22 protein-coding genes are annotated in these 21222 nt (G+C 48.8%); 14 read left to right on the forward strand and 8 right to left on the reverse strand.

Translation table 11 applies throughout. The features are described 5' to 3' along the window. Positions 1-156: 156 nt before the first annotated feature. From OH773_RS06260 to hisP, 6 genes are all read left to right on the forward strand, one after another. Positions 157-726, forward strand: a complete 570-nt coding sequence (locus tag OH773_RS06260) for a UbiX family flavin prenyltransferase (RefSeq protein ID WP_183270033.1) — start codon at positions 157-159, stop codon at positions 724-726. Between the two features lie 298 nt (positions 727-1024). Beyond that, positions 1025-1807, forward strand: coding sequence for a lysine/arginine/ornithine ABC transporter substrate-binding protein ArgT (gene argT, locus OH773_RS06265; protein ID WP_270144020.1), 783 nt, complete (start codon positions 1025-1027; stop codon positions 1805-1807). 296 nt (positions 1808-2103) lie between these two features. Beyond that, positions 2104-2886 (forward strand): histidine ABC transporter substrate-binding protein HisJ, encoded by a 783-nt coding sequence (gene hisJ, locus OH773_RS06270; RefSeq protein ID WP_183270031.1) that lies wholly within the window; start codon positions 2104-2106, stop codon positions 2884-2886. Positions 2887-2960: 74 nt separating this feature from the next. Further along, positions 2961-3647 carry a histidine ABC transporter permease HisQ gene (locus tag OH773_RS06275; protein ID WP_270144022.1) on the forward strand — a complete coding sequence of 229 codons (687 nt, stop codon included), beginning with the start codon at positions 2961-2963 and terminating at the stop codon, positions 3645-3647. Then, positions 3644-4360, forward strand: coding sequence for an ABC transporter permease (locus OH773_RS06280; RefSeq protein WP_183270029.1), 717 nt, complete (start codon positions 3644-3646; stop codon positions 4358-4360). Before OH773_RS06275 ends, OH773_RS06280 begins: the two co-directional genes overlap by 4 nt. Positions 4361-4369: 9 nt before the next feature. Continuing rightward, a complete protein-coding gene (gene hisP / locus OH773_RS06285; protein WP_183270028.1) occupies positions 4370-5143 on the forward strand; it encodes a histidine ABC transporter ATP-binding protein HisP in 774 nt (257 codons plus the stop codon). Between the two features lie 90 nt (positions 5144-5233). Here hisP and OH773_RS06290 read toward each other — a convergent pair whose 3' ends face one another. The 3 genes from OH773_RS06290 to yfcG form a co-directional block, all read right to left on the reverse strand. After that, entirely contained in the window at positions 5234-6127 is an 894-nt protein-coding gene (locus tag OH773_RS06290) for a TIGR01777 family oxidoreductase (protein WP_270144024.1), read from the reverse strand. Between the two features lie 16 nt (positions 6128-6143). Beyond that, positions 6144-6506 (reverse strand): dihydroneopterin triphosphate 2'-epimerase, encoded by a 363-nt coding sequence (gene folX, locus OH773_RS06295; protein ID WP_183270026.1) that lies wholly within the window; start codon positions 6504-6506, stop codon positions 6144-6146. 80 nt (positions 6507-6586) lie between these two features. Next, a complete protein-coding gene (gene yfcG, locus OH773_RS06300) occupies positions 6587-7216 on the reverse strand; it encodes a GSH-dependent disulfide bond oxidoreductase (RefSeq protein ID WP_270144027.1) in 630 nt (209 codons plus the stop codon). A gap of 151 nt (positions 7217-7367) precedes the next feature. Between yfcG and yfcF the strand changes: the two genes are divergently transcribed. From yfcF to yfcD, 3 genes are read left to right on the forward strand one after another with little or no spacing between them, the layout of a single operon-like run. Further along, on the forward strand, positions 7368-8012 hold the full coding sequence (gene yfcF / locus OH773_RS06305) for a glutathione transferase (RefSeq protein WP_270144029.1): 645 nt from the start codon (positions 7368-7370) through the stop codon (positions 8010-8012). 56 nt (positions 8013-8068) lie between these two features. Beyond that, entirely contained in the window at positions 8069-8620 is a 552-nt protein-coding gene (gene yfcE / locus OH773_RS06310) for a phosphodiesterase (RefSeq protein WP_270144031.1), read from the forward strand. Between the two features lie 57 nt (positions 8621-8677). Then, a complete protein-coding gene (gene yfcD / locus OH773_RS06315; protein WP_270144034.1) occupies positions 8678-9220 on the forward strand; it encodes an NUDIX hydrolase YfcD in 543 nt (180 codons plus the stop codon). 96 nt (positions 9221-9316) lie between these two features. Here the strand turns inward: yfcD and pta are convergent, their stop codons facing one another. The 3 genes from pta to OH773_RS06330 form a co-directional block, all read right to left on the reverse strand. Beyond that, positions 9317-11458, reverse strand: a complete 2142-nt coding sequence (pta, locus tag OH773_RS06320; RefSeq protein WP_270144036.1) for a phosphate acetyltransferase — start codon at positions 11456-11458, stop codon at positions 9317-9319. A 200-nt stretch (positions 11459-11658) separates the two neighbouring features. Beyond that, positions 11659-12861, reverse strand: a complete 1203-nt coding sequence (ackA, locus tag OH773_RS06325; RefSeq protein WP_270144037.1) for an acetate kinase — start codon at positions 12859-12861, stop codon at positions 11659-11661. 48 nt (positions 12862-12909) lie between these two features. Next, positions 12910-13221, reverse strand: coding sequence for a hypothetical protein (locus OH773_RS06330; RefSeq protein WP_183270018.1), 312 nt, complete (start codon positions 13219-13221; stop codon positions 12910-12912). On the opposite strand from OH773_RS06330, the gene yfbV reads away from it, so the two are divergent. The 4 genes from yfbV (at position 13198) to OH773_RS06350 (ending at position 16807) form a co-directional block, all read left to right on the forward strand. Continuing rightward, positions 13198-13653 (forward strand): terminus macrodomain insulation protein YfbV, encoded by a 456-nt coding sequence (yfbV, locus tag OH773_RS06335; RefSeq protein WP_270144038.1) that lies wholly within the window; start codon positions 13198-13200, stop codon positions 13651-13653. The genes OH773_RS06330 and yfbV overlap by 24 nt on opposite strands. Positions 13654-13726: 73 nt before the next feature. Further along, positions 13727-14221, forward strand: a complete 495-nt coding sequence (locus tag OH773_RS06340) for a YfbU family protein (RefSeq protein WP_183270016.1) — start codon at positions 13727-13729, stop codon at positions 14219-14221. Then, on the forward strand, positions 14214-14894 hold the full coding sequence (locus OH773_RS06345) for a sugar phosphatase (RefSeq protein ID WP_270144041.1): 681 nt from the start codon (positions 14214-14216) through the stop codon (positions 14892-14894). The genes OH773_RS06340 and OH773_RS06345 overlap by 8 nt, the downstream gene beginning before the upstream one ends. A gap of 80 nt (positions 14895-14974) precedes the next feature. Further along, positions 14975-16807, forward strand: coding sequence for an SLC13 family permease (locus tag OH773_RS06350; protein WP_183270014.1), 1833 nt, complete (start codon positions 14975-14977; stop codon positions 16805-16807). Between the two features lie 41 nt (positions 16808-16848). Here the strand turns inward: OH773_RS06350 and yfbR are convergent, their stop codons facing one another. Together yfbR and alaA are read right to left on the reverse strand one after the other, a co-directional pair. Beyond that, positions 16849-17448, reverse strand: a complete 600-nt coding sequence (gene yfbR / locus OH773_RS06355) for a 5'-deoxynucleotidase (protein ID WP_270144043.1) — start codon at positions 17446-17448, stop codon at positions 16849-16851. A gap of 97 nt (positions 17449-17545) precedes the next feature. Continuing rightward, complete coding sequence (alaA, locus tag OH773_RS06360) at positions 17546-18760, reverse strand: alanine transaminase AlaA (RefSeq protein WP_183270013.1); 1215 nt, start codon at positions 18758-18760, stop codon at positions 17546-17548. Between the two features lie 1008 nt (positions 18761-19768). Between alaA and lrhA the strand changes: the two genes are divergently transcribed. Next, the gene (gene lrhA / locus OH773_RS06365) at positions 19769-20704 is read left to right on the forward strand and encodes a transcriptional regulator LrhA (RefSeq protein ID WP_270144046.1); all 936 of its coding nucleotides are present in this window, start codon (positions 19769-19771) and stop codon (positions 20702-20704) included. Positions 20705-21222: the final 518 nt, after the last annotated feature.

Raw genomic sequence — 21222 nt, forward strand, 5'->3', positions numbered from 1 at the left:
GGAGAGGGGATAGTCTGGTGTTCTCATCTCCTGAAGGATAAAACGGTTTTCTCCCTCACCTTTGGGAGAGGGCTGGGGTGAGGGCTTCACTTCTTGCATCCCCGCCCATCTTACGGCAAAGTCAGCCCAGATAAACTTCTCGGGCGAATGCAGATGATGAAACGGTTAATTGTTGGGATTTCAGGTGCCAGTGGCGCAACATATGGTGTGCGACTCCTTCAGGTGCTGCAACAATTACCGGATGTGGAAACACACCTCATTATGAGCAATGCCGCTCGCCAAACCCTTGCGCTAGAAACCGATATGTCCCTGCGCGAAGTCCAGGCGTTGGCTGATGTGGTGCATGATGCCCGTGATATAGCTGCCAGCCTTTCTTCAGGCTCTTTTAAGACTCATGGCATGGTCATATTGCCCTGCTCAATCAAAACCCTTTCTGGCATTGTTCACAGCTATACGGATGGCTTGCTCACACGGGCGGCCGATGTGGTGCTGAAAGAGCGTCGTCCTTTGGTCCTTTGCGTGCGCGAAACCCCACTGCACCTCGGCCATTTGCGCTTAATGACGCAAGCTGCTGAGCTGGGTGCCGTGATTATGCCGCCGATGCCTGCGTTCTATCATCGCCCGCAGAGCGTGCAGGACATTGTCGATCAGACGGTTAATCGGGTACTCGACCAGTTTGATATTGAGCTACCGCAAGACCTGTTCACCCGCTGGACAGGCGCATAAGCGCAGTGCCAGAGTGGTGCATCACAAAACCCAGTGCCTCATAATGGGGCGTTTTTGTAACCCCGATCACTTCCAGAACATTTATCCGCTATTTTCCACCGTTAATGCTTTTCCATCAGACCAGACCTGCTATCTTTCATTTCTATGACAGGGTTGTAACTATTTTTTAACATGAAACTGCACACTTTCTTTCACGCAAAAAAAAGTGGCATGAGAACTGCAACTCTGAATCAGCAGCACAGAACAAACACAACACGACATTACACATAATAAGATCAGTCAAAATTGAGGGTTACGTATGAAAAAGCAAGTTCTCGCTCTGTCCTTACTGCTTGGCTTGAGCACCACCGCAAGCGTCTTTGCAGCCATTCCTCAGAGCCTTCGTCTTGGTACGGACACGACATACGCACCGTTTTCTTCTAAAGATGCAAAAGGGGATTTTGTTGGTTTCGATATTGATCTCGGCAATGAGCTCTGTAAGCGCATCAATACCAAATGTACGTGGGTCGCAAGCGACTTTGATGCGCTGATTCCATCGCTTAAAGCGAAGAAAATCGACGGTATAATTTCCTCACTGTCTATCACCGAAAAGCGCCAGCAAGAGATTGCCTTCTCAGACAAACTCTATGCCGCTGATTCCCGCTTAATCGCTGTAAAAGGTTCTCCGATTAAACCTACGCTTGAGTCACTTAATGGCAAGCACGTAGGTGTATTGCAGGGCTCAACCCAGGAAGCGTTTGCTAATGCTGAATGGCGAGCAAAAGGCATTGATGTCGTGGCTTACGCCAACCAGGACCTGATTTATTCAGATCTGGCGGCGGGTCGACTGGATGCCGCATTCCAGGACGAAACAGCGGCAAGTGAAGGCTTCCTGAAACTGCCTGCGGGTAAAGACTATGCGTTTGCAGGCCCGTCTGTGAAAAACAAACAGTACTTTGGTGACGGTACCGGTATTGGTTTGCGTAAAGACGATGTTGAGCTGAAAGAAGCCTTTAACAAAGCGCTGGCAGATATGCGTAAAGACGGTACTTACGACAAATTTGCTAAGAAGTACTTCGATTTTAATGTTTACGGTGAATAAGTTTATCCCGTAGTCTGTAGCCCGGTGATGCTTTGATGCAGCCGGGCTGAATAGAATTGCAATATAGCCAAAGCTGATTGCACCTGTAAGGTGCAAATATTTAGCAATGCACCAAAATGGTGTATTGCTTGCATCTTGTTGGTGCAGTGGGTTTTTCGAGTTTTTGTGACGTGTCGTTCAGGCGTGTCAGGCCAGAGAAAAAACACTATATTAAGATGCATAAATTGGCATGGAACGTGCAATTTTATCCGGTTAAAAAGTAATCGCGTATAAAAACAGTCTATTCGAGGATAATTATGAACAAGCAGATCATCGCTCTTTCGTTGGTACTGGCTTTTTCCAGTGTTTCCACCGCTTTCGCCGCTATTCCTAAGAATTTACGCATTGGTACAGACCCTACTTACGCCCCATTTGAATCGAAAAATGCCCAAGGGGAATTGGTGGGTTTTGATATCGATCTGGCAAAAGAACTCTGTAAACGCATCGAAACGAACTGCACTTTCGTTGAAAACCCACTGGATGCGCTGATCCCCTCGTTGAAAGCGAAAAAAATCGACGCGATTATGTCGTCCCTTTCTATCACTGAAAAACGCCAACAAGAAATTGCCTTCACCGACAAACTTTACGCGGCAGATTCGCGTTTAGTCGTCGCAAAAGGATCCCCAGTTCAGCCAACGCTTGAGGCTCTGAAGGGCAAGCGCATTGGTGTTTTGCAAGGTACGACGCAAGAAACCTACGGTAATGAGCATTGGGCGCCTAAAGGCATCGAAATTGTCTCTTACCAGGGGCAGGATTCCATTTACGCTGACCTGACCGCAGGCCGTATTGACGCCGCATTCCAGGATGAAGTCGCTGCGAGCGAAGGCTTCCTGAAACAACCTGTTGGTAAGGATTATCAGTTTGGTGGGCCGTCCATTAAAGACGACAAGTTGTTTGGTGTAGGCACCGGTATGGGCCTGCGTAAAGACGATACTGAGCTGCGCCAGGCACTGAACAAAGCATTTGCTGAAATGCGTAAAGATGGAACTTACGAGAAGTTGGCGAAGAAATACTTCGACTTCGATGTTTACGGTGGTTAACAGTCACCAGTGGTTCAACCTGCCCTGAAAGGGCAGGTTAGGTTTGTGCAGACACTGACGACAGGATACGCACCATGTTGTACGGTTTTTCTGAAGTAATCTTTAAAGGGGCCATCGTCACGCTGGAACTGGCGCTAAGCTCCGTTATCCTCGCCGTTATTATAGGTCTGGCTGGAGCGGGTGCTAAGTTATCCAAAAACCGCCCGTTAGCCTTGCTGTTTGAAGGTTACACGACGCTGATTCGCGGTGTGCCTGATCTGGTGTTGATGCTGCTGATTTTCTATGGCCTGCAAATGGCACTCAATGTGTTAACCGACTCGCTGGGCGCCGCTCAGTTTGATATTGACCCTATGGTGGCCGGTATCATTACACTCGGCTTTATCTACGGTGCCTATTTTACTGAAACTTTCCGCGGTGCTTTCCTCGCTGTTCCACGCGGGCATATCGAAGCCGCAACTGCTTTTGGTTTTACCGGTTCTCAAACATTCCGCCGTATTTTGTTCCCGGCCATGATGCGCTTCGCACTTCCGGGGATAGGTAACAACTGGCAGGTCATTTTGAAAGCCACCGCACTGGTCTCTTTGTTAGGACTGGAAGATGTGGTGAAAGCCACGCAACTCGCGGGGAAAAGTACCTGGCAGCCATTCTACTTTGCGATTGTTGCCGGGATCATTTACCTGATATTCACTACGGTATCTAACGGTGTATTGCTCTGGCTTGAACGCCGCTACTCGGTTGGTGTGAAGAGGGCTGAGCTATGATCGAAATTATTCAGGAATACTGGAAAGCGCTGCTATGGACAGATGGTTACCGCTTTACTGGGGTCGCCATTACGTTGTGGTTGCTGATTTCTTCGGTGGTGATGGGCGGTATTCTGGCTCTGTTTCTGGCTATTGGCCGGGTATCGAGCAACAAGTTTATTGCATTCCCAATCTGGTTATTCACCTACATCTTCCGTGGCACGCCGTTGTATGTGCAACTTCTGGTGTTCTACTCCGGAATGTACACGCTGGAAGTGGTGAAAGGTACCGTATTACTCAATGAGTTTTTCCGTAGCGGCCTGAACTGTACGGTGCTGGCGCTGACGTTAAATACCTGTGCCTATACCACAGAAATTTTTGCCGGGGCGATTCGATCGGTGCCGCATGGTGAAATTGAAGCCGCTCGCGCTTATGGTTTCTCACCTTTCAAATTGTACCGCTGCATTATTTTGCCTTCGGCGTTACGTATTGCGCTGCCTGCGTACAGCAACGAAGTCATTTTAATGCTGCACTCCACGGCGCTGGCGTTTACCGCCACGGTGCCTGATTTGTTGAAAATCGCCCGAGATATCAACTCTGCGACTTACCAGCCGTTTACGGCGTTTGGTATTGCGGCGGTGTTATATCTGATTATTTCTTACGTACTGATAAGCCTGTTCCGCAGAGCCGAGCAGCGTTTTATGCAGCACGTTAAACCCAGTTCTTCGCACTGAGTAATTCCCATGGCTGAAAATAAACTAAACGTTACTGATCTGCACAAACGCTACGGCAAACATGAAGTGCTTAAAGGGGTTTCTCTACGCGCAGACGCGGGAGATGTGATTAGCATTATCGGCTCGTCCGGCTCGGGGAAAAGTACCTTCCTGCGCTGCATTAACTTCCTCGAAAAACCGAGTGAAGGGTCAATTGTGGTCAGCAACCAGAATATCAACCTGGTGCGTGACACTGACGGGCAGCTCAAAGTTGCTGACAAAAATCAGCTCCGCTTACTGCGCACACGTCTGACTATGGTGTTCCAGCATTTTAACTTGTGGAGCCACATGACGGTGCTGGAAAACGTCATGGAAGCGCCGATTCAGGTGTTGGGGTTGAGTAAGCAAGATGCGAAAGAGCGTGCCATAAAATATCTGGCGAAAGTCGGCATTGATGAGCGCCAGCAGGCGAAATATCCGGTGCATCTTTCTGGTGGTCAACAGCAGCGTGTTTCTATCGCGCGTGCGCTGGCGATGGAACCAGAAGTTTTACTGTTTGATGAGCCTACTTCTGCGTTAGATCCTGAGCTGGTGGGTGAAGTGCTGCGTATCATGCAAAAACTCGCCGAAGAAGGGAAAACCATGGTGGTGGTCACGCATGAAATGGATTTTGCGCGCCACGTCTCAAACCACGTCATTTTCCTGCACCAGGGCTTGATTGAAGAAGAGGGGACGCCAGCCGAATTGTTTGGTAACCCGAAAAGTGCACGTTTACAGCAGTTCCTTTCTGGATCGCTGAAGTAATCCCCCCTCACTCTAACCCTCTCCCAAAGGAGAGGGGATAGTCCGGTTTTCTCCTTCTCCTGGGGGAGAAGGTTGGGATGAGGGTGTAAATTACCGCACCACATCTCCCAGTGCTTCCTCAAGGTCATACCAACGGAAACCAAATCCCGATTCTTCAAGTCGTTTTGGTAGCGCTCGTTGCCCGCCTAACACCAATACCGAAGATTCCCCCATCATCATTCTCACCGCCGTTGCAGGAGCGCGCATAAAGGCCGGGCGATTTAATGCGTGACCCAGCGCGTGAGAGAACTGTTCGTTGCGTACCGGGTAAGGCGAAACCATATTGAAAGGCCCACTCAGATCGTTATTGAGCAGCCACAGAATACCGTTGACCATATCGTCGATATGAATCCATGCCAGATACTGCCGACCATCGCCCATAGGGCCACCCAAGCCTAAGCGAAATATCGGCAGTAACTTTGCCAGTATTCCGCCTTTCGGCGCCAGGACCACGCCGGTACGCAGCAGGCAGACGCGCGTCTGCTCACTCTGCGCGCCACAAGCGATTTGCTCCCAGCGGGCGCACAGTTTATGGGTAAATTCATTGTGCGGTGGCTCATCTTCGTTGACGACCACTTCGCCGAGATCGCCGTAATAGCCCGCAGCGGAGCCAGAGATAAGCACGGAGGGCGGTGTTTGGCTTGCTTTAAACATCTCGACCAGACGTTCGGTGATTTGCCAGCGGCTGGTGCACAGCCGTTGCTTCTGCGCCTCGGTCCAGCGTTTATCGGCAATCGGTTCACCCGCCAGATTGATGACAGCATCAAATCCATCAAGATTGGGATGATCGCTCAACCCTTTCCATAATGTGACTTTTTGGCTGAATTGCGCCCGGGCTTTCTCGGGGCTTCGGGTGACGACGGTGACATCGTGCCCTAACTCCAGCAATCGTGGCACCAGATGGCTGCCAATCAATCCCGTTCCGCCGGTCATCAGTATCTGCATGGTCGTCTCCCGCTTTTTACGCCTGGCGACGCCAACTCATCGTCATGGATACGGAGTCGGCATAACGCAGCGCGTGAAGTTTATCGATTTCTACTTCAGCATAAGACACCCACGGATGGTCGCATGCGATATCGAGCACATCCTGAGTTAATTTTTCCAGCAATGAGAAACGATTATTCTCAACCAACTGGATGATTTGTTTAGTTATCGTGCGATAGTTCAGCGCATCGTTGATGTCTTCACTGGCGCGAGCTTTGTCCGCCGGATAATGAATCGCAACGTTAACGACGATATCCTGGCGATTGGCAATTTCTTCTTCTTTGATGCCAATGAAGGTGCGCAGGCGTAAGTTTTTGATTCGAATAATGGCGGATGACATTGCAGGTTTCTTCCTTGTATTAGTTTTCAGCCACAGAATACATGAGGAAAAACATTGCGCCCATAGCGGGCGCATTGGCATTAACTTTTTTGCGCTTGCTGATATGCGCGTTCTGTCGCCGGGCGCGAGCGGATACGTTCAAACCAGTTCTCGACGGCCGGGAAATTCGCCAGATTAATGCGCTGGCGTTCATGAGATACCGTCCACGGGTAAGTCGCAATATCAGCAATGCTGTAATCATTGCCGCCCAACCACGGGGTTTTTTCTAATTGTTTGTTTAACACGCCATACAGACGCTGGGTTTCTACCTGATAGCGTTCAATCGCATACGGCACAGGTTGCGGCGCGAAATGGTTAAAGTGATGATTCTGCCCAAGCATTGGACCAAAACCACCCACTTGCCAGAACAGCCATTGCAGGGTGTGGGCGCGTTCACGCAGATCTTTACTTAATAGCTCGTTGGTCTTCTCAGCCAGATAAAGCAATATTTCACCTGATTCAAATAAGCTTAACGGACTGCCTCCATCGGCGGGGTTGTTGTCGATAATCGCGGGTATTTTATTGTTGGGGGAAATCGCCAAAAAGGCAGGCTGAAACTGATCTCCTTTGCCAATATCAATACGGTGAATACTGTAATCCAGACCCACCTCTTCCAGAAACAGCGTGATTTTGTGGCCGTTTGGTGTGGGTGCATAGTAAAGGTCGATCATCTCATTACCATCCTGATATCAGTTTTTTACATAAACCTATGGAGTATAGACTTTTTGATAAATTTGCTAGTTAGATGAGTTTTGCTCAAGTGACAACTGCCATTTTCCGCTATATGTTCAATAACCTGGATGCTTGAATCATGGGGATATTATGAGCCAGCCGACAATAACGCTTTGGTCCGATAGCAACTACTTTAGCCCTTACGTGATGTCTGTATATGTCGCCCTGAAAGAGAAGGGCCTTAACTTTACGTTGCAAACAATAGACCTGAATACGGGACAAAATCTGAAACCAGGCTGGAGAGGGTATGACCTTACACGCCGTGTCCCTGTGCTTGCGGTCGATGATTTTGTGTTAAGCGAATCCTCCGCCATTACTGAATATCTCGAAGAACGTTTTGCCCCGCCGACTTGGGAACGAATCTACCCACATGACTTAGAAAAAAGGGCGCGTGCGAGACAAATTCAGGCGTGGATCCGTAGTGATTTAATGCCTATTCGTGAAGAGCGTTCAACCGACGTGGTTTTCGCCGGTGTAAAGAAGCCGCCGCTGAGTGACAAAGCGCAAGCTACAGCGCAAAAGCTTTTGACCACTGTTGACGGTTTATTGCCTGTCGGCCAGCAAAATTTATTTGGTGAATGGTCTATTGCAGATACGGACCTGGCCTTAATGCTCAACCGTTTGATCCTGAATGGCGATGAGGTGCCTGAGCGTTTGCAAGAATACGCAACTTTTCAATGGCAGCGTGCTTCAGTTCAACGTTTTCTGGCACTTTCCGCAAAGCATTCTGGCTGACTAACAGCATAATTCGGTATGATCATTTCGCTTACCATTAACAGGAATGCGGTTTTATGAAGCTGATGTTTGCCTCGGATATTCATGGTTCTCTACCCGCTACGTTCAAAGTGCTGTCGCACTTTGAACGTAGCGGCGCTAAATGGCTGATTTTATTGGGGGACGTGTTGAATCACGGACCGCGTAATGCATTACCGGCAGGCTATAATCCTGGAGCGGTTGCGGAGCGGTTTAACAGCATTGCGGATAAAATTATTGCAGTACGCGGGAACTGTGACAGCGAAGTTGATCAGATGCTGCTACATTTTCCGATTACCGCTCCCTGGCAACAGATTTTAATGGCTGAGCAGCGTTTATTTGTTACGCATGGTCATTTGTATAATCCTGACAAACTGCCACCGCTGGCTGAAAATGACGTGCTGGTTTTTGGCCACACTCATCTACCATTAGCTGAAAAACAAGATACGGTTTATCTGTTCAATCCAGGCTCGGTGAGTATACCCAAAGGTGGATTTGAACCGAGCTACGGCATGTTAAACGATGGTGTTCTGAGCGTTCACGCACTGAATAACGATGGGGTTATTGCACAGGTCGAGATTACCCCGTAACTTACCGCTTGTTGAACATAACGCGCCATTAGAGCGCCCTGAATAAGGTTTCCCCCGATGGTGGAACAGAGTCATTTTGTTGGCACGGAATGGATAGACATTGTCAATGAAGACAATGAAGTAATCGCGCAAGCAAGCCGTGAACAAATGCGCGCGCAGCGTTTGCGACATCGTGCGACTTATATTGTTGTGCATGACGGAATGGGTAAAATTTTGGTGCAGCGCCGCACTGAAACTAAAGATTTTATGCCAGGTATGTTGGATGCTACCGCTGGCGGAGTTGTTCAGGCCGATGAGCAATTACTCGACTCTGCACGTCGCGAAGCTGAAGAAGAGCTGGGTATCGCTGGGGTACCTTTTGCCGAGCATGGTCAGTTCTATTTCGAAGATACCAATTGCCGGGTGTGGGGAAGTCTGTTTAGCTGCGTTTCTCATGGCCCATTTGCTTTGCAAGAAGCAGAGATCAGCGAAGTCTGCTGGATGTCTCCAGAAGAGATTACGGCTCGCTGTGATGACTTCACGCCAGACTCTTTAAAAGCGCTAGCTTTGTGGATGACCCGCAACGCTAAAAATGAATCTCAGCACGCTGCTGCGGAGTAATTCGTTCAGGTTCTCAATGTCTCGTAGTGAATCTCCGGGGCATCGCTAATAAAAAAGGCCGCATATCAATGCGGCCTTTTTGCTTCTCAGAAGACCTTAGTCTTGTTGAGAAGACTGAATCGCAGTCAGAGCGATGGTGTAAACGATATCGTCTACCAGTGCGCCACGAGACAGGTCGTTAACGGGTTTACGCATACCTTGCAGCATTGGCCCGATGGAGATCAGGTCAGCTGAACGCTGTACCGCTTTATAAGTGGTGTTACCGGTGTTCAGGTCTGGGAAGATGAACACGGTCGCGCGGCCCGCAACTGGTGAGTTTGGCGCTTTGGACTTAGCAACATCAGCCATTACTGCGGCGTCATACTGCAACGGACCATCGATAACCAGGTCAGGACGTTTTTCCTGAGCGATGCGAGTTGCTTCACGCACTTTCTCAACGTCACTGCCTGCACCAGAAGTGCCGGTTGAGTAGGACAGCATCGCAACGCGTGGATCGATACCGAATGCAGCAGCGGAATCCGCAGACTGAATGGCGATTTCTGCCAGTTGCTCAGCAGTTGGATCTGGGTTGATCGCGCAGTCGCCGTAAACATAAACTTGTTCAGGCAGCAGCATGAAGAACACAGAAGAAACCAAAGAGCTACCTGGTGCAGTTTTGATAAGCTGCAACGGAGGACGAATGGTGTTCGCGGTGGTGTGAACCGCACCGGAAACCAGACCGTCAACTTCGTCTTGCTCAAGCATCAAAGTACCCAGCACAACGTTGTCTTCCAGTTGCTCGCGAGCAACGGCTTCGGTCATGCCTTTGCTCTTACGCAGCTCAACCAGACGCGCAACGTAGCTTTCGCGAACCACTTCTGGGTCGACGATTTCGATGCCAGCACTCAGCTCAACGCCTTGCGCCGCAGCAACACGAGTGATTTCATCCGGGTTACCCAACAATACGCAAGTTGCGATACCACGTTCAGCACAGATAGATGCTGCTTTCACGGTACGTGGCTCTTCGCCTTCTGGCAGAACAACACGCTTACCGGCTTTACGAGCCAGTTCGGTGAGCTGGTAACGGAATGCTGGTGGGGACAGACGACGGCTGCGCTCAGAAGTTGAAGTCAGCGATTCGATCCACTCTGCATCAATGTGGCTTGCCACATATTCCTGCACTTTTTCGATACGCTGATGGTCGTCAGTTGGGACTTCCAGGTTGAAGCTTTGCAGGCTCAGAGAAGTCTGCCAGGTATTGGTATCAACCATAAACAGCGGCAGGCCAGTGGCGAATGCACGCTCACACAGTTTGCTCACGCGTGGGTCCATTTCGTAACCACCGGTCAGCAGAACTGCACCGATGTCGACACCGTTCATTGCGGCCAGGCACGCTGCAACCAGCACGTCTGGACGGTCTGCGGAAGTGACCAGCAGAGAACCTGGGCGGAAGTGTTCCAGCATATGCGGGATGCTGCGCGCACAGAAGGTAACAGACTTCACGCGGCGAGTTTTGATGTCGCCTTCGTTGATGATGGTTGCGTTCAGGTGACGCGCCATATCAATTGCGCGAGTTGCGATCAGATCGAAACTCCACGGCACACAACCCAGAACTGGCAGCGGGCTGTCAGCAAACAGTTCTTTAGGATCGATGTTTGCGATGCTCGCTTTAGTGGAGTCATCGAAAATCTCGGACAGATCAGGGCGAGTACGACCTTGATCATCTACTGGTGCATTCAGTTTGTTAATGATTACGCCAGTGATGTTGGTATTTTTGCTGCCACCGAAGCTGCTACGAGCCAGTTCGATACGCTCTTTCATCTGCTCTGGAGAGTTGTTACCCAGAGACATGACGAAGACGATTTCGGCGTTCAGTGTTTTAGCAATTTCATAGTTCAGAGACTGCGCAAACTGGTGTTTGCGAGTAGGCACCAGGCCTTCAACCAGAACCACTTCAGCGTCTTTGCTGCTGGCGTGGAAGTTGGCGATGATCTCTTCCATCAGCACGTCTTGTTGGTTGCTGGACAGCAGCGACTCAACGTGGTTCATGTGCAGCGGTTCAGCAGTAGGGATGCTGGAGTTTGCACGAACGATGCTGGTGGTTTGATCTGGAGTATCGTCACCGGAACGCGGTTGGGCGATAGGTTTGAAAACGCTAAGGCGAACGCCTTTTTGTTCCATAGCACGGATAACACCCAGGCTGACGCTGGTCAGGCCGACGCTAGTTCCGGTAGGGATCAACATAATAGTACGGGACACGGTATAACCTCTTTCGTATATACCCGTCATTCTTCGAGCTGCAGGGGTGTTGGCTTTACTCACAAACCCCAGTCACTTACTTAAGTAAGCTCCCGGGGATTTGCTCCCTTGCCGCCTACCTGCAACTCGAATTATTTAGGGTATAAGTCTGTTAGGACTTAGAAAACAACACCGCCAGCGAAGGCTGGCGGTAAGGAGAATCAAGCGGTCAGGCGAGATGCATCCTGAGCGATAACCAGTTCTTCGTTGGTCGGAATGACCACCGCAGCACGGGTACCCTCTTTGTTGATGAAGCCTGATTTACCAAAGCGCGCAGCCAGGTTGCGTTCGTGGTCAACTTCAAAGCCCAGAACACCCAGTTTGCCCAGAGACAGTTCACGTACCATTGCTGCGTTTTCGCCGATACCACCAGTGAACACCACTGCGTCCAGACGACCGTCCATCAGTGCAGTGTAAGAACCGATGTATTTCGCCAGACGGTGACAGAACACATCCATCGCACGCTTAGCGTCTTCTTTGGTGGTGTAGTTGTCTTCAACATAACGGCAGTCGCTGGTGACTTCAGTCAGACCCAACAGGCCAGATTCTTTGGTCAGCATTTTGTTGATGTCATCAACGCTCATGCCCAGAGAGTCATGCAGGTGGAAGATAATTGCTGGGTCGATGTCACCAGAGCGGGTGCCCATGACCAGACCTTCCAGCGGAGTCAGACCCATTGAGGTGTCAACACACTTACCGTTACGAATAGCAGAAACAGAACCGCCGTTGCCCAGGTGGCAAGTGATCACGTTCAGTTCTTCTACTGGCTTGTTCAGCATTTTCGCGGCTTCTTGAGTCACATAGTAGTGGCTGGTGCCGTGTGCGCCGTAGCGACGAACGCCGTGCTCTTTGTACAGTTTGTACGGCAGAGCATAGAGATAGGATTCTTCTGGCATGGTCTGATGGAATGCAGTGTCAAACACAGCAACGTTTTTATCAGCCAGTTTAGGGAAAGATTTCAGTGCTTCCGCGATACCGATCAGGTGCGCTGGGTTATGCAGCGGTGCAAAAGATGCGGAATCTTTGATACCCTGAATCACGGTCTCGTCGATAACGACAGAGCCGGTGTACTTCTCGCCGCCGTGAACAACACGGTGGCCGATAGCAGTCAGCTGCTCGGACAATTCAGGTTTTTGTGCCAGAATGGTATTAACCATAAAGTTAAGAGCTTCGCTGTGAGCGGCGCCTGCACCTAAAGCTGCTTCTTGTTTACTGCCATCCATTTTCCACTTGATACGCGCTTCTGGAAGATGGAAACACTCGGCTAAACCAGAGAGGTACTCGTCACCGTTTACAGCATCGATAATTGCGAATTTCAGTGATGAGCTACCGCAGTTCAGAACCAGTACTAACTTATTCGACATGGAAGTACCTACTATTAATATGTGGCTAAAAAAACGTCATTTAGTCTCTCAGCGTAGCGCATGATGAGCCTGACATTTATGATTAACGTCATGCCAGAAGTGTTTTTTTGGCATAGCGAATAAATACTCTAAAGTTTTCGGTATATTGCGTGATTTTTCGGCAATAACAAACTGAGCAAAAAATTGACAACCTGCGGTTTCCCATCTACGGCCATCAAGGCCGGCACAGGATACCTGATTGCGGTAGTTAAAGACAAAATATTTTGAACCATGTAATTTAGAGTTGTTGTTTTGCACAAAAATTTTATTTTTTATATGTGAAGTTGAGGTAAAGCCATGTCTATCCCCAAAAATAGCCACGCAAGCTGGTTCAGTATGTTCAGCCGTGGGCAACACTATTCAAAGACCTGGCCTATTGATAAACGCCTCGCGCCTATCTTTGTAGAAAATCGAGTGATCCGCGCCACGCGTTTTGCCATCCGCTTTATGCCTCCACTCGCTGTGTTTACGCTGACCTGGCAAATTGCGCTTGGTGGCCAACTTGGCCCCGCCGTTGCGACGGCTTTATTCGCCTGTAGTCTGCCGATGCAGGGATTATGGTGGTTAGGTAAACGCTCTGTGACGCCACTCCCGCCATCTATTCTCAGTTGGTTCTACGAAGTACGAGGCAAACTGCAGGAAGCAGGGCAGGCGTTAGCGCCTATTGAAGGCAAGCCAGACTACCAGGCGCTGGCCGATGTTCTGAAACGTGCGTTCAAGCAGTTGGATAAAACTTTTCTGGATGATTTGTAAAATCCCTGCCGTTACGCATATAAAGAAGGATATTTTTTTCGCAGGTGCATTCCTGCGCAACAGGAGCTAAGAAATGGAAATGACTAACGCCCAGCGTCTGATTTTATCTAATCAGTACAAAATGATGACCATGCTCGACCCGGACAACGCCGAGCGTTATCGTCGCCTTCAAACCGTTATCGAGCGTGGCTACGGTCTGCAAATGCGCGAGCTTGATCGTGAATTTGGTGAGCTGACGGAAGAAACCTGCCGCACGGTTATCGACATTATGGAGATGTATCACGCTCTGCATGTCTCCTGGACCAACCTGAAAGACAACCAGGAGATTGATGAGCGTCGTGTGACTTTCCTTGGTTTTGATGCGGCTACCGAAGCCCGTTTCCTGGGATATGTTCGCTTTATGGTGAACATTGAAGGTCGTTATACTCATTTCGATGCGGGCACTCATGGCTTCAACGCCCAGACGCCAATGTGGGAAAAATATCAGCGCATGTTGAAAGTCTGGCAGTCTTGCCCACGTCAGTACCATTTAAGTGTGAATGAAATCGCGCAAATTATTAATGCCTGAGGGGAGACGCGTAGTGAAGTGCAAAGGTTTCTTGTTTGATTTGGATGGGACGCTGGTTGATTCTCTGCCAGCCGTCGAGCGGGCCTGGATTAACTGGGCCAAGCGCTTCGATATTTCGCCACAGGAAGTTTTAGGTTTCATTCACGGCAAGCAGGCGATCACTTCGTTACGTCACTTTATGGCGGGCGCGTCTGAAGAAGAGATTCAGCAGGAGTTTCTTCGTCTCGAGAAAATCGAGTCTGAAGATACCGACGGGATTGTGGCGCTGCCAGGTGCCGTTGAACTGCTGACGCATTTGAATGAAGCGGGTATTCCGTGGGCTATCGTGACCTCGGGTTCATTACCGGTAGCGTCTGCTCGCCGTGCGGCGGGTGGTTTGCCCGAGCCTGAAGTCCTGGTCACCGCTGAACGTGTTGCTCGCGGTAAACCTGAACCTGATGCCTACTTGCTTGGTGCGCAACTGCTCGGTTTCGAGCCGGAAGAGTGCGTGGTGGTTGAAGATGCCCCTGCAGGCGTGTTATCGGGTTTGGCGGCGGGCTGCCATGTCATTGCAGTCAATGCGCCCGCGGATACGCCGCGCCTTGAGCATGTCGATTATGTATTGCAGTCACTGACTGAGCTTCTGGTTCAAAAAATGCCAGATAACACAGTCGAAGTGTTTAGAAAACACTGAACATATGACTTAGCCCCGCGATAGCGGGGCTTTTTTATGGCAAAATTTTCGCATCCTGAGCAATCACAAAAGGAATTGTTTTGAACTCAGAACTGATTTGGGTTTTATCATTGCTGGCCATTGCCGTGGTGCTGTTCGCTACGGGTAAAGTCCGTATGGATGCCGTCGCGCTGCTTGTCATTATTGCCTTTGTCCTTAGCGACACCCTCACACTGAGCGAAGCCTTCTCGGGCTTTAGCGACCCCAACGTTATTTTGATCGCCGCCCTATTTATCATTGGCGATGGTTTGGTGCGCACTGGCGTTGCTTCCAAAATGGGCTCCTGGCTGGTGGACGTGGCGGGCAGCAGCGAAACAAAAATGCTTATTTTGCTGATGCTCACCGTTGCTGGCTTGGGCGCATTTATGAGCTCGACAGGCGTGGTTGCCATCTTTATCCCCGTGGTCCTCAGCGTTTCAATGCGCATGAAAACGTCTCCGTCGCGCTTAATGATGCCGCTGAGTTTTGCAGGTCTGATAAGTGGCATGATGACGCTGGTCGCTACACCGCCAAACCTGGTGGTGAACAGTGAACTGCTACGTGAAGGTTTGCAGGGCTTCCATTTCTTTAGCGTCACGCCGATTGGGCTGGTGATTTTGTTGCTGGGCATCGGTTACATGCTCATCGCACGCTTTGCTTTAAACGGGCAGAAAAAGGACGAGGGTAAACAAAACTGGCGACGCCGTACTTTTCGCGATCTGATTAAAGAGTATCGTTTAACCGGGCGCGCACGTCGCCTGGCGATCCGCCCCGGTTCACCCATGGTTGGCCGCCGTCTGGATGACTTAAAATTGCGTGAGCGTTATGGCGCGTACGTTATCGGTCTTGAGCGTTGGCGTAAATTCCGCCGGGTTATCGTCAATGTTACCGGGACAACTGAATTTCGCGCACGTGATGTCCTGCTAATTGATATGTCTGCGTCCGAAGTCGATCTGCGTGAGTTTTGCCGAGAGCAGATGCTTGAGCCAATGGTCCTGCGCGGCGAGTATTTCTCGGATCAGGCGCTGGATGTTGGCATGGCTGAGGTTTCATTAATCCCTGATTCAGAATTATTCGGCCAAACGATTCGCGAAATCGGTTTTCGTACGCGTTACGGCCTGAATGTGGTGGGGTTACGCCGTAATGGCGAGGTGATGGACGGGCTGCTGGTGGATGAGTCCTTGCAGCTAGGCGATATTTTGCTGGTGGTGGGTGACTGGAAACTGATCAGCCAATTGCAGCAGAAAGGCCGCGATTTCCTGGTACTCAACTTACCGGTGGAAGAGGGCGAGGCATCACCTGCGCACAGCCAGGCACCCCATGCGATTTTCTGCCTGGCGCTGATGGTTGCGCTGATGCTGACCGATGAAATTCCTAATACGATTGCTGCGATTATCGCCTGTCTGCTGATGGGGAAATTCCGCTGCATTGATATGGAAAGTGCTTATAAAGCGGTGCATTGGCCAAGCATTATCTTGATTGTTGGGATGATGCCCTTTGCGCTTGCGTTGCAAAAAACCGGTGGCGTAGATTTGATCGTGAATGGGTTAATGAAGATGGGAGGTGGTTACGGCCCGCACCTGATGCTGATTTGCCTGTTCGTCATGTGTGCCGCGATTGGTCTGTTCATCTCTAACACGGCGACGGCTGTTTTGATGGCACCCATTGCCTTGGCCGCGGCAAAATCCATGGGGGTCTCGCCTTATCCGTTCGCCATGATTGTCGCTCTTGCCGCCTCTGCCGCGTTTATGACACCCGTCTCTTCTCCGGTGAATACGCTGGTGCTTGGGCCAGGGGATTATAAGTTCAGCGATTTTGTGAAGATGGGGGTGCCATTTACTATCATTGTGATGGTGGTGAGTGTGGTGATGGTGCCGATGCTTTTCCCATTTTGAGATTTTGCCGAATAAGCGTAAGCGCTATCCGGCAATAAATTCTACAGTGGCGAATCCTGGCTAATTTCGTCTAATGACAGCTCGAAACTCGGCACAAACACATTCATGAAATAGTCCATCTCTTCGCTGTGGCGGTCTGCCAGCGTTTTCTCAAGCCGGCTTTTCGCTAGTGCGAACTCTTTATTCCCGGCAGAGAGCTCTTCCAGGCATTTCAAATACGCGCACAATGCATCAGCCTGCTTAACGATAGCTCGTTCTTCATCGCTACTCTGATGTTCATCAATCAGTGGTGCCCAGATATCACGTAACTCTTCCGGTACCATATCGATAAGTTTTTGCTGCGCGATTTTCTCGATAGCTTTATATTCGTGGGCTATCTGTGAGTTGAAATATTTCACTGGTGTGGGCAAATCGCCTGTTAACACTTCACTGGCATCGTGATACATCGCCAGCAGAGCCACGTGTTCGGCGTTAATCTGTCCGTTAAATTTGCGGTTCTTTATCACGGCTAAGGCATGGGCGACCATAGCGACTTGCAGGCTATGCTCCGAAACATTTTCAGTGCGCACATTGCGCATTAATGGCCAACGGTTGATTAATTTAAGACGTGAAAGGTGGGCAAAGAAATGGCTCTGGCTCATAGATACACTCGGGGTCTATAGGGCGGGTAAGCAGAGCGTCACCCGCCGAGAATGTGGTGGATCCAGCTTACGCTTATCCACCCTTTGAGGCTAAAAATTACTGGTGGTAATGACCGAGGAAACGACCAAATTTATGGATAGCCATATCCAGTTCATCAACGCGAGGTAAGGTGACAATACGGACATGATCAGGCCACGGCCAGTTAAACGCAGTTCCTTGAACCAACAGCACTTTTTCCTGTAGTAAGAAGTCTAGCACCATTTTTTGGTCGTCATGGATGTTAAAACGTTTCGCGTCAATTTTAGGGAACATATACAACGCTCCACGCGGTTTCACGCATGACACACCTGGAATCTCGTTAATCAGTTCCCACGCGCGATTCCTCTGCTCGTACAAGCGGCCACCAGGCGCGATAAACTCACTGATACTTTGATAGCCGCCTAAAGCTGTCTGGATTGCGTGCTGAGCAGGAACGTTGGCACACAGGCGCATAGACGCCAGCATTTCCAGACCTTCGATGTAACCTTTTGCATGTTTCTTAGGCCCGCTCAGTACCATCCAGCCCTGACGGAAGCCCGCAACACGGTAGGTTTTGGACAAACCGTTAAAGGTTACTGTCAGCAGATCCGGGGCAAGTGCTGCAATCGAATGGTGCTGTGCCTCGTCGTACAAAATCTTGTCATAAATCTCATCAGCAAAAATAATCAAATTATGCTGACGTGCGATTTCAACAATTTCAAGCAGCAGTTCTTTTGAGTAGACCGCACCGGTTGGGTTATTGGGGTTGATAATTACGATACCGCGGGTACGCGGCGTGATTTTAGCGCGAATGTCGTCAAGGTCAGGGAACCAGTCGGCAGACTCATCACATAAGTAATGAACGGCTTTGCCACTGGAAAGCGAGACGGCTGCGGTCCATAACGGATAATCTGGAGCAGGAACCAACATCTCATCACCGCTGTTCAGCAATGCTTGCATAGATTGAACAATCAGCTCAGAAACACCGTTACCGATGTAGATATCTTCAACCGTCACATCCCGCATTTCTCGTGCTTGATAATGCTGCATGATGGCTTTACGTGCGGAGTAGAGCCCTTTCGAATCGCAATAGCCCTGTGCCGTAGGCAGGTTACGAATCACATCGACAAGGATCTCATCCGGGGCATCAAAGCCAAATGGCGCTGGGTTGCCAATATTCAGCTTGAGGACTTTATTCCCTTCTTCCTCAAGACGTTTCGCCTCTTTGAGTACTGGGCCACGGATGTCATAACAGACGTTATCAAGTTTGCTGGATTTTTCGATAGGGGACATGAACCTGACCTTAAATGTTAGCGCCACTTCCTGCCGTGGAAGCGACCAGGCAACAATGTACTCCTGCAACGCCAAGATTTGAAGGTTGTCGAAGCGCCAAATAGTAATAAATCTTCAATTTTTAGAGGGGGCAGTAAAATCGGTTTGGAAATTATTTAGCAGTATTATATGTTGTTAAATATATAAATATCGATAAAAAATATAGAATATCAATAAAAGTGCAACAATATTAACTGCCTTGATGTGGTGGTGGTAGTAGGTGCTGCTAACTGTAATATGAATTGAACTGAGTAATAGTTAAGGAAAATTGAATATTCATGCTCAACTTAAATGGAGTGGTGAGTGTGAGTTAATAATATGTGTATAAAAATAAACATGTATGTGATTAATATAAACAAAGAATAGAGTTATATTGCTTCTCATTTAGCTTGTAGAATTTTGGACACTTCTGTGAATAATGCATTGGTGAGTGAATTAAAAAAGAGAATGAGATCAGATAATTCGCAACAAAAGTTATGAGTTACTTCGTTTTGCGGTAAGATGCAGTGCTGAAATTGGTAGGTAATTTTTGCTGGAAATAACGCAACCTTATGTTTTATTGTGGGTTGCTTTATCGTCTTTGTACTGTGTCAATTGCCAGTGAAACGAAGTGCCTTAAAGGAAATTTTCATGGTGTTTACACGGGTGTCTGTTGTGAGTCGAATAAATAAAACTCAGCGCTGAAGTTGATTTACAATAATTACGCAGTTTTAATTTCAGTAGCTAGTGCGTTAAGACGAAAGTTTGTATGTTGTAAACGTCAGTATAATATCCCCAGGGTTAAGTGTGTCGCATTATTGATTCACATTCGCCTGAGGGCATGAAAATAAATAAGTCAGAACGACTGTCAGGATGACGGTGCTCCCCATCGGGAGGCGTTCTGTAAAAGGGAATTGCTTTATCTTTTTGATAAATCACAGCAATAAAACTAAGGCAGACTCGTAAGAGCAACCTACTAGTGAAAAAATTATGATTAACGCAAATCGTCCGATACTTAATCTCGACCTCGATCTGCTCAGGACTTTTGTTGCCGTAGCGGATCTGAATACATTTGCCGCTGCTGCCGTTGCGGTATGCCGTACTCAATCGGCTGTAAGCCAGCAGATGCAGCGTCTTGAACAATTGGTAGGAAAAGAGCTTTTTGCCCGTCATGGCCGTAATAAATTGCTGACCGAGCACGGTATTCAGCTCCTTGGTTATGCGCGAAAGATTTTGCGTTTTAATGATGAAGCTTGTACTTCGCTCATGTTCAGCAATTTGCAAGGCGTATTAACGATTGGGGCATCTGATGAAACAGCGGATACCATTCTGCCGTTTCTGCTCAATCGGATAAGCTCGGTTTATCCAAAATTGGCCTTGGATGTGCGTGTTAAACGTAATCCGTTTATGGTTGAAATGCTCGATCAACAGGAAGTGGATTTAGTTGTCACCACGTCGAAACCTGCGCATTTTGAATCCATTGTTTTACGCACTTCGCCAACGTTATGGTACTGCGCTGCTGATTACGTCTTCCAGAAAGGTGAAACGGTGCCTTTGGTGGTGCTCGATAATCCGAGCCCATATCGGGATATGATGATTGAGCAATTGAATGCGGCCCGCATTCCGTGGCGTATTGCCTATGTTGCTTCGACGCTTTCTGCCGTTCGCGCTGCGGTTAAAGCAGGGCTCGGAATTACTTCTCGTCCGGTAGAAATGATGAGTCCAGAGCTGCGCGTGCTGGGAAGCGCCGATGGTTTGCCGGCCATGCCTGATACGCAATACATGCTGTGCCGTAATCTGCAAACCACCAATGATTTAGCGCAGGCTATTTTCAGCGCACTGGAAATCAACCCGAATCCCTATCGTTACATGGCTTCTTCTGATGAAGATGGTGACACGGTGTTACTGGAAGGCGATTTCGAGTAACGCTATAGCCGTAAAGCGGATTTGTTAGTAACAAATTATGAAATTCAAAAACAGGTCATTGGGTGCTATTTTTGCCTCAATGGCTTGTTTTTTAATCAGCGCACGTTGAGTTTATTGCTTTTTTGTAAAAACGTCTTTTAAAACAATCTGTTTTCCATCTCTCTTCCTACCTGCCTTCTCCATACATCCTGGGAATCAAAATCGGTTTAAATGTTAAAATAAAGGCTGCAATGTTGTTTGTTTTTGATATGAATTAACAGAAGCGTGTCTCAGATCAAGAAAATACTCCCTATAGGGGGGATGAATAGTTGAGATTTCCTGCCAAAATAGAGCCGTAGTAATTTTTTTCCTCCATAACGGACACGATTCACCTTCATTAAAAACGAGTTAGTAACGCGACGTTACCAGCTTTTAACGCACTAAATGTTAATGAAGTTGATTTCATGTAAATTAATGTGTGGATACTTTTGTTAAAGTTGACAAAAGGTTATAGAAAGGAGTAAAAAACCCCATCAATT

Source organism: Buttiauxella sp. WJP83 (genome assembly GCF_027594725.1).
GTDB lineage: Bacteria > Pseudomonadota > Gammaproteobacteria > Enterobacterales > Enterobacteriaceae > Buttiauxella > Buttiauxella selenatireducens.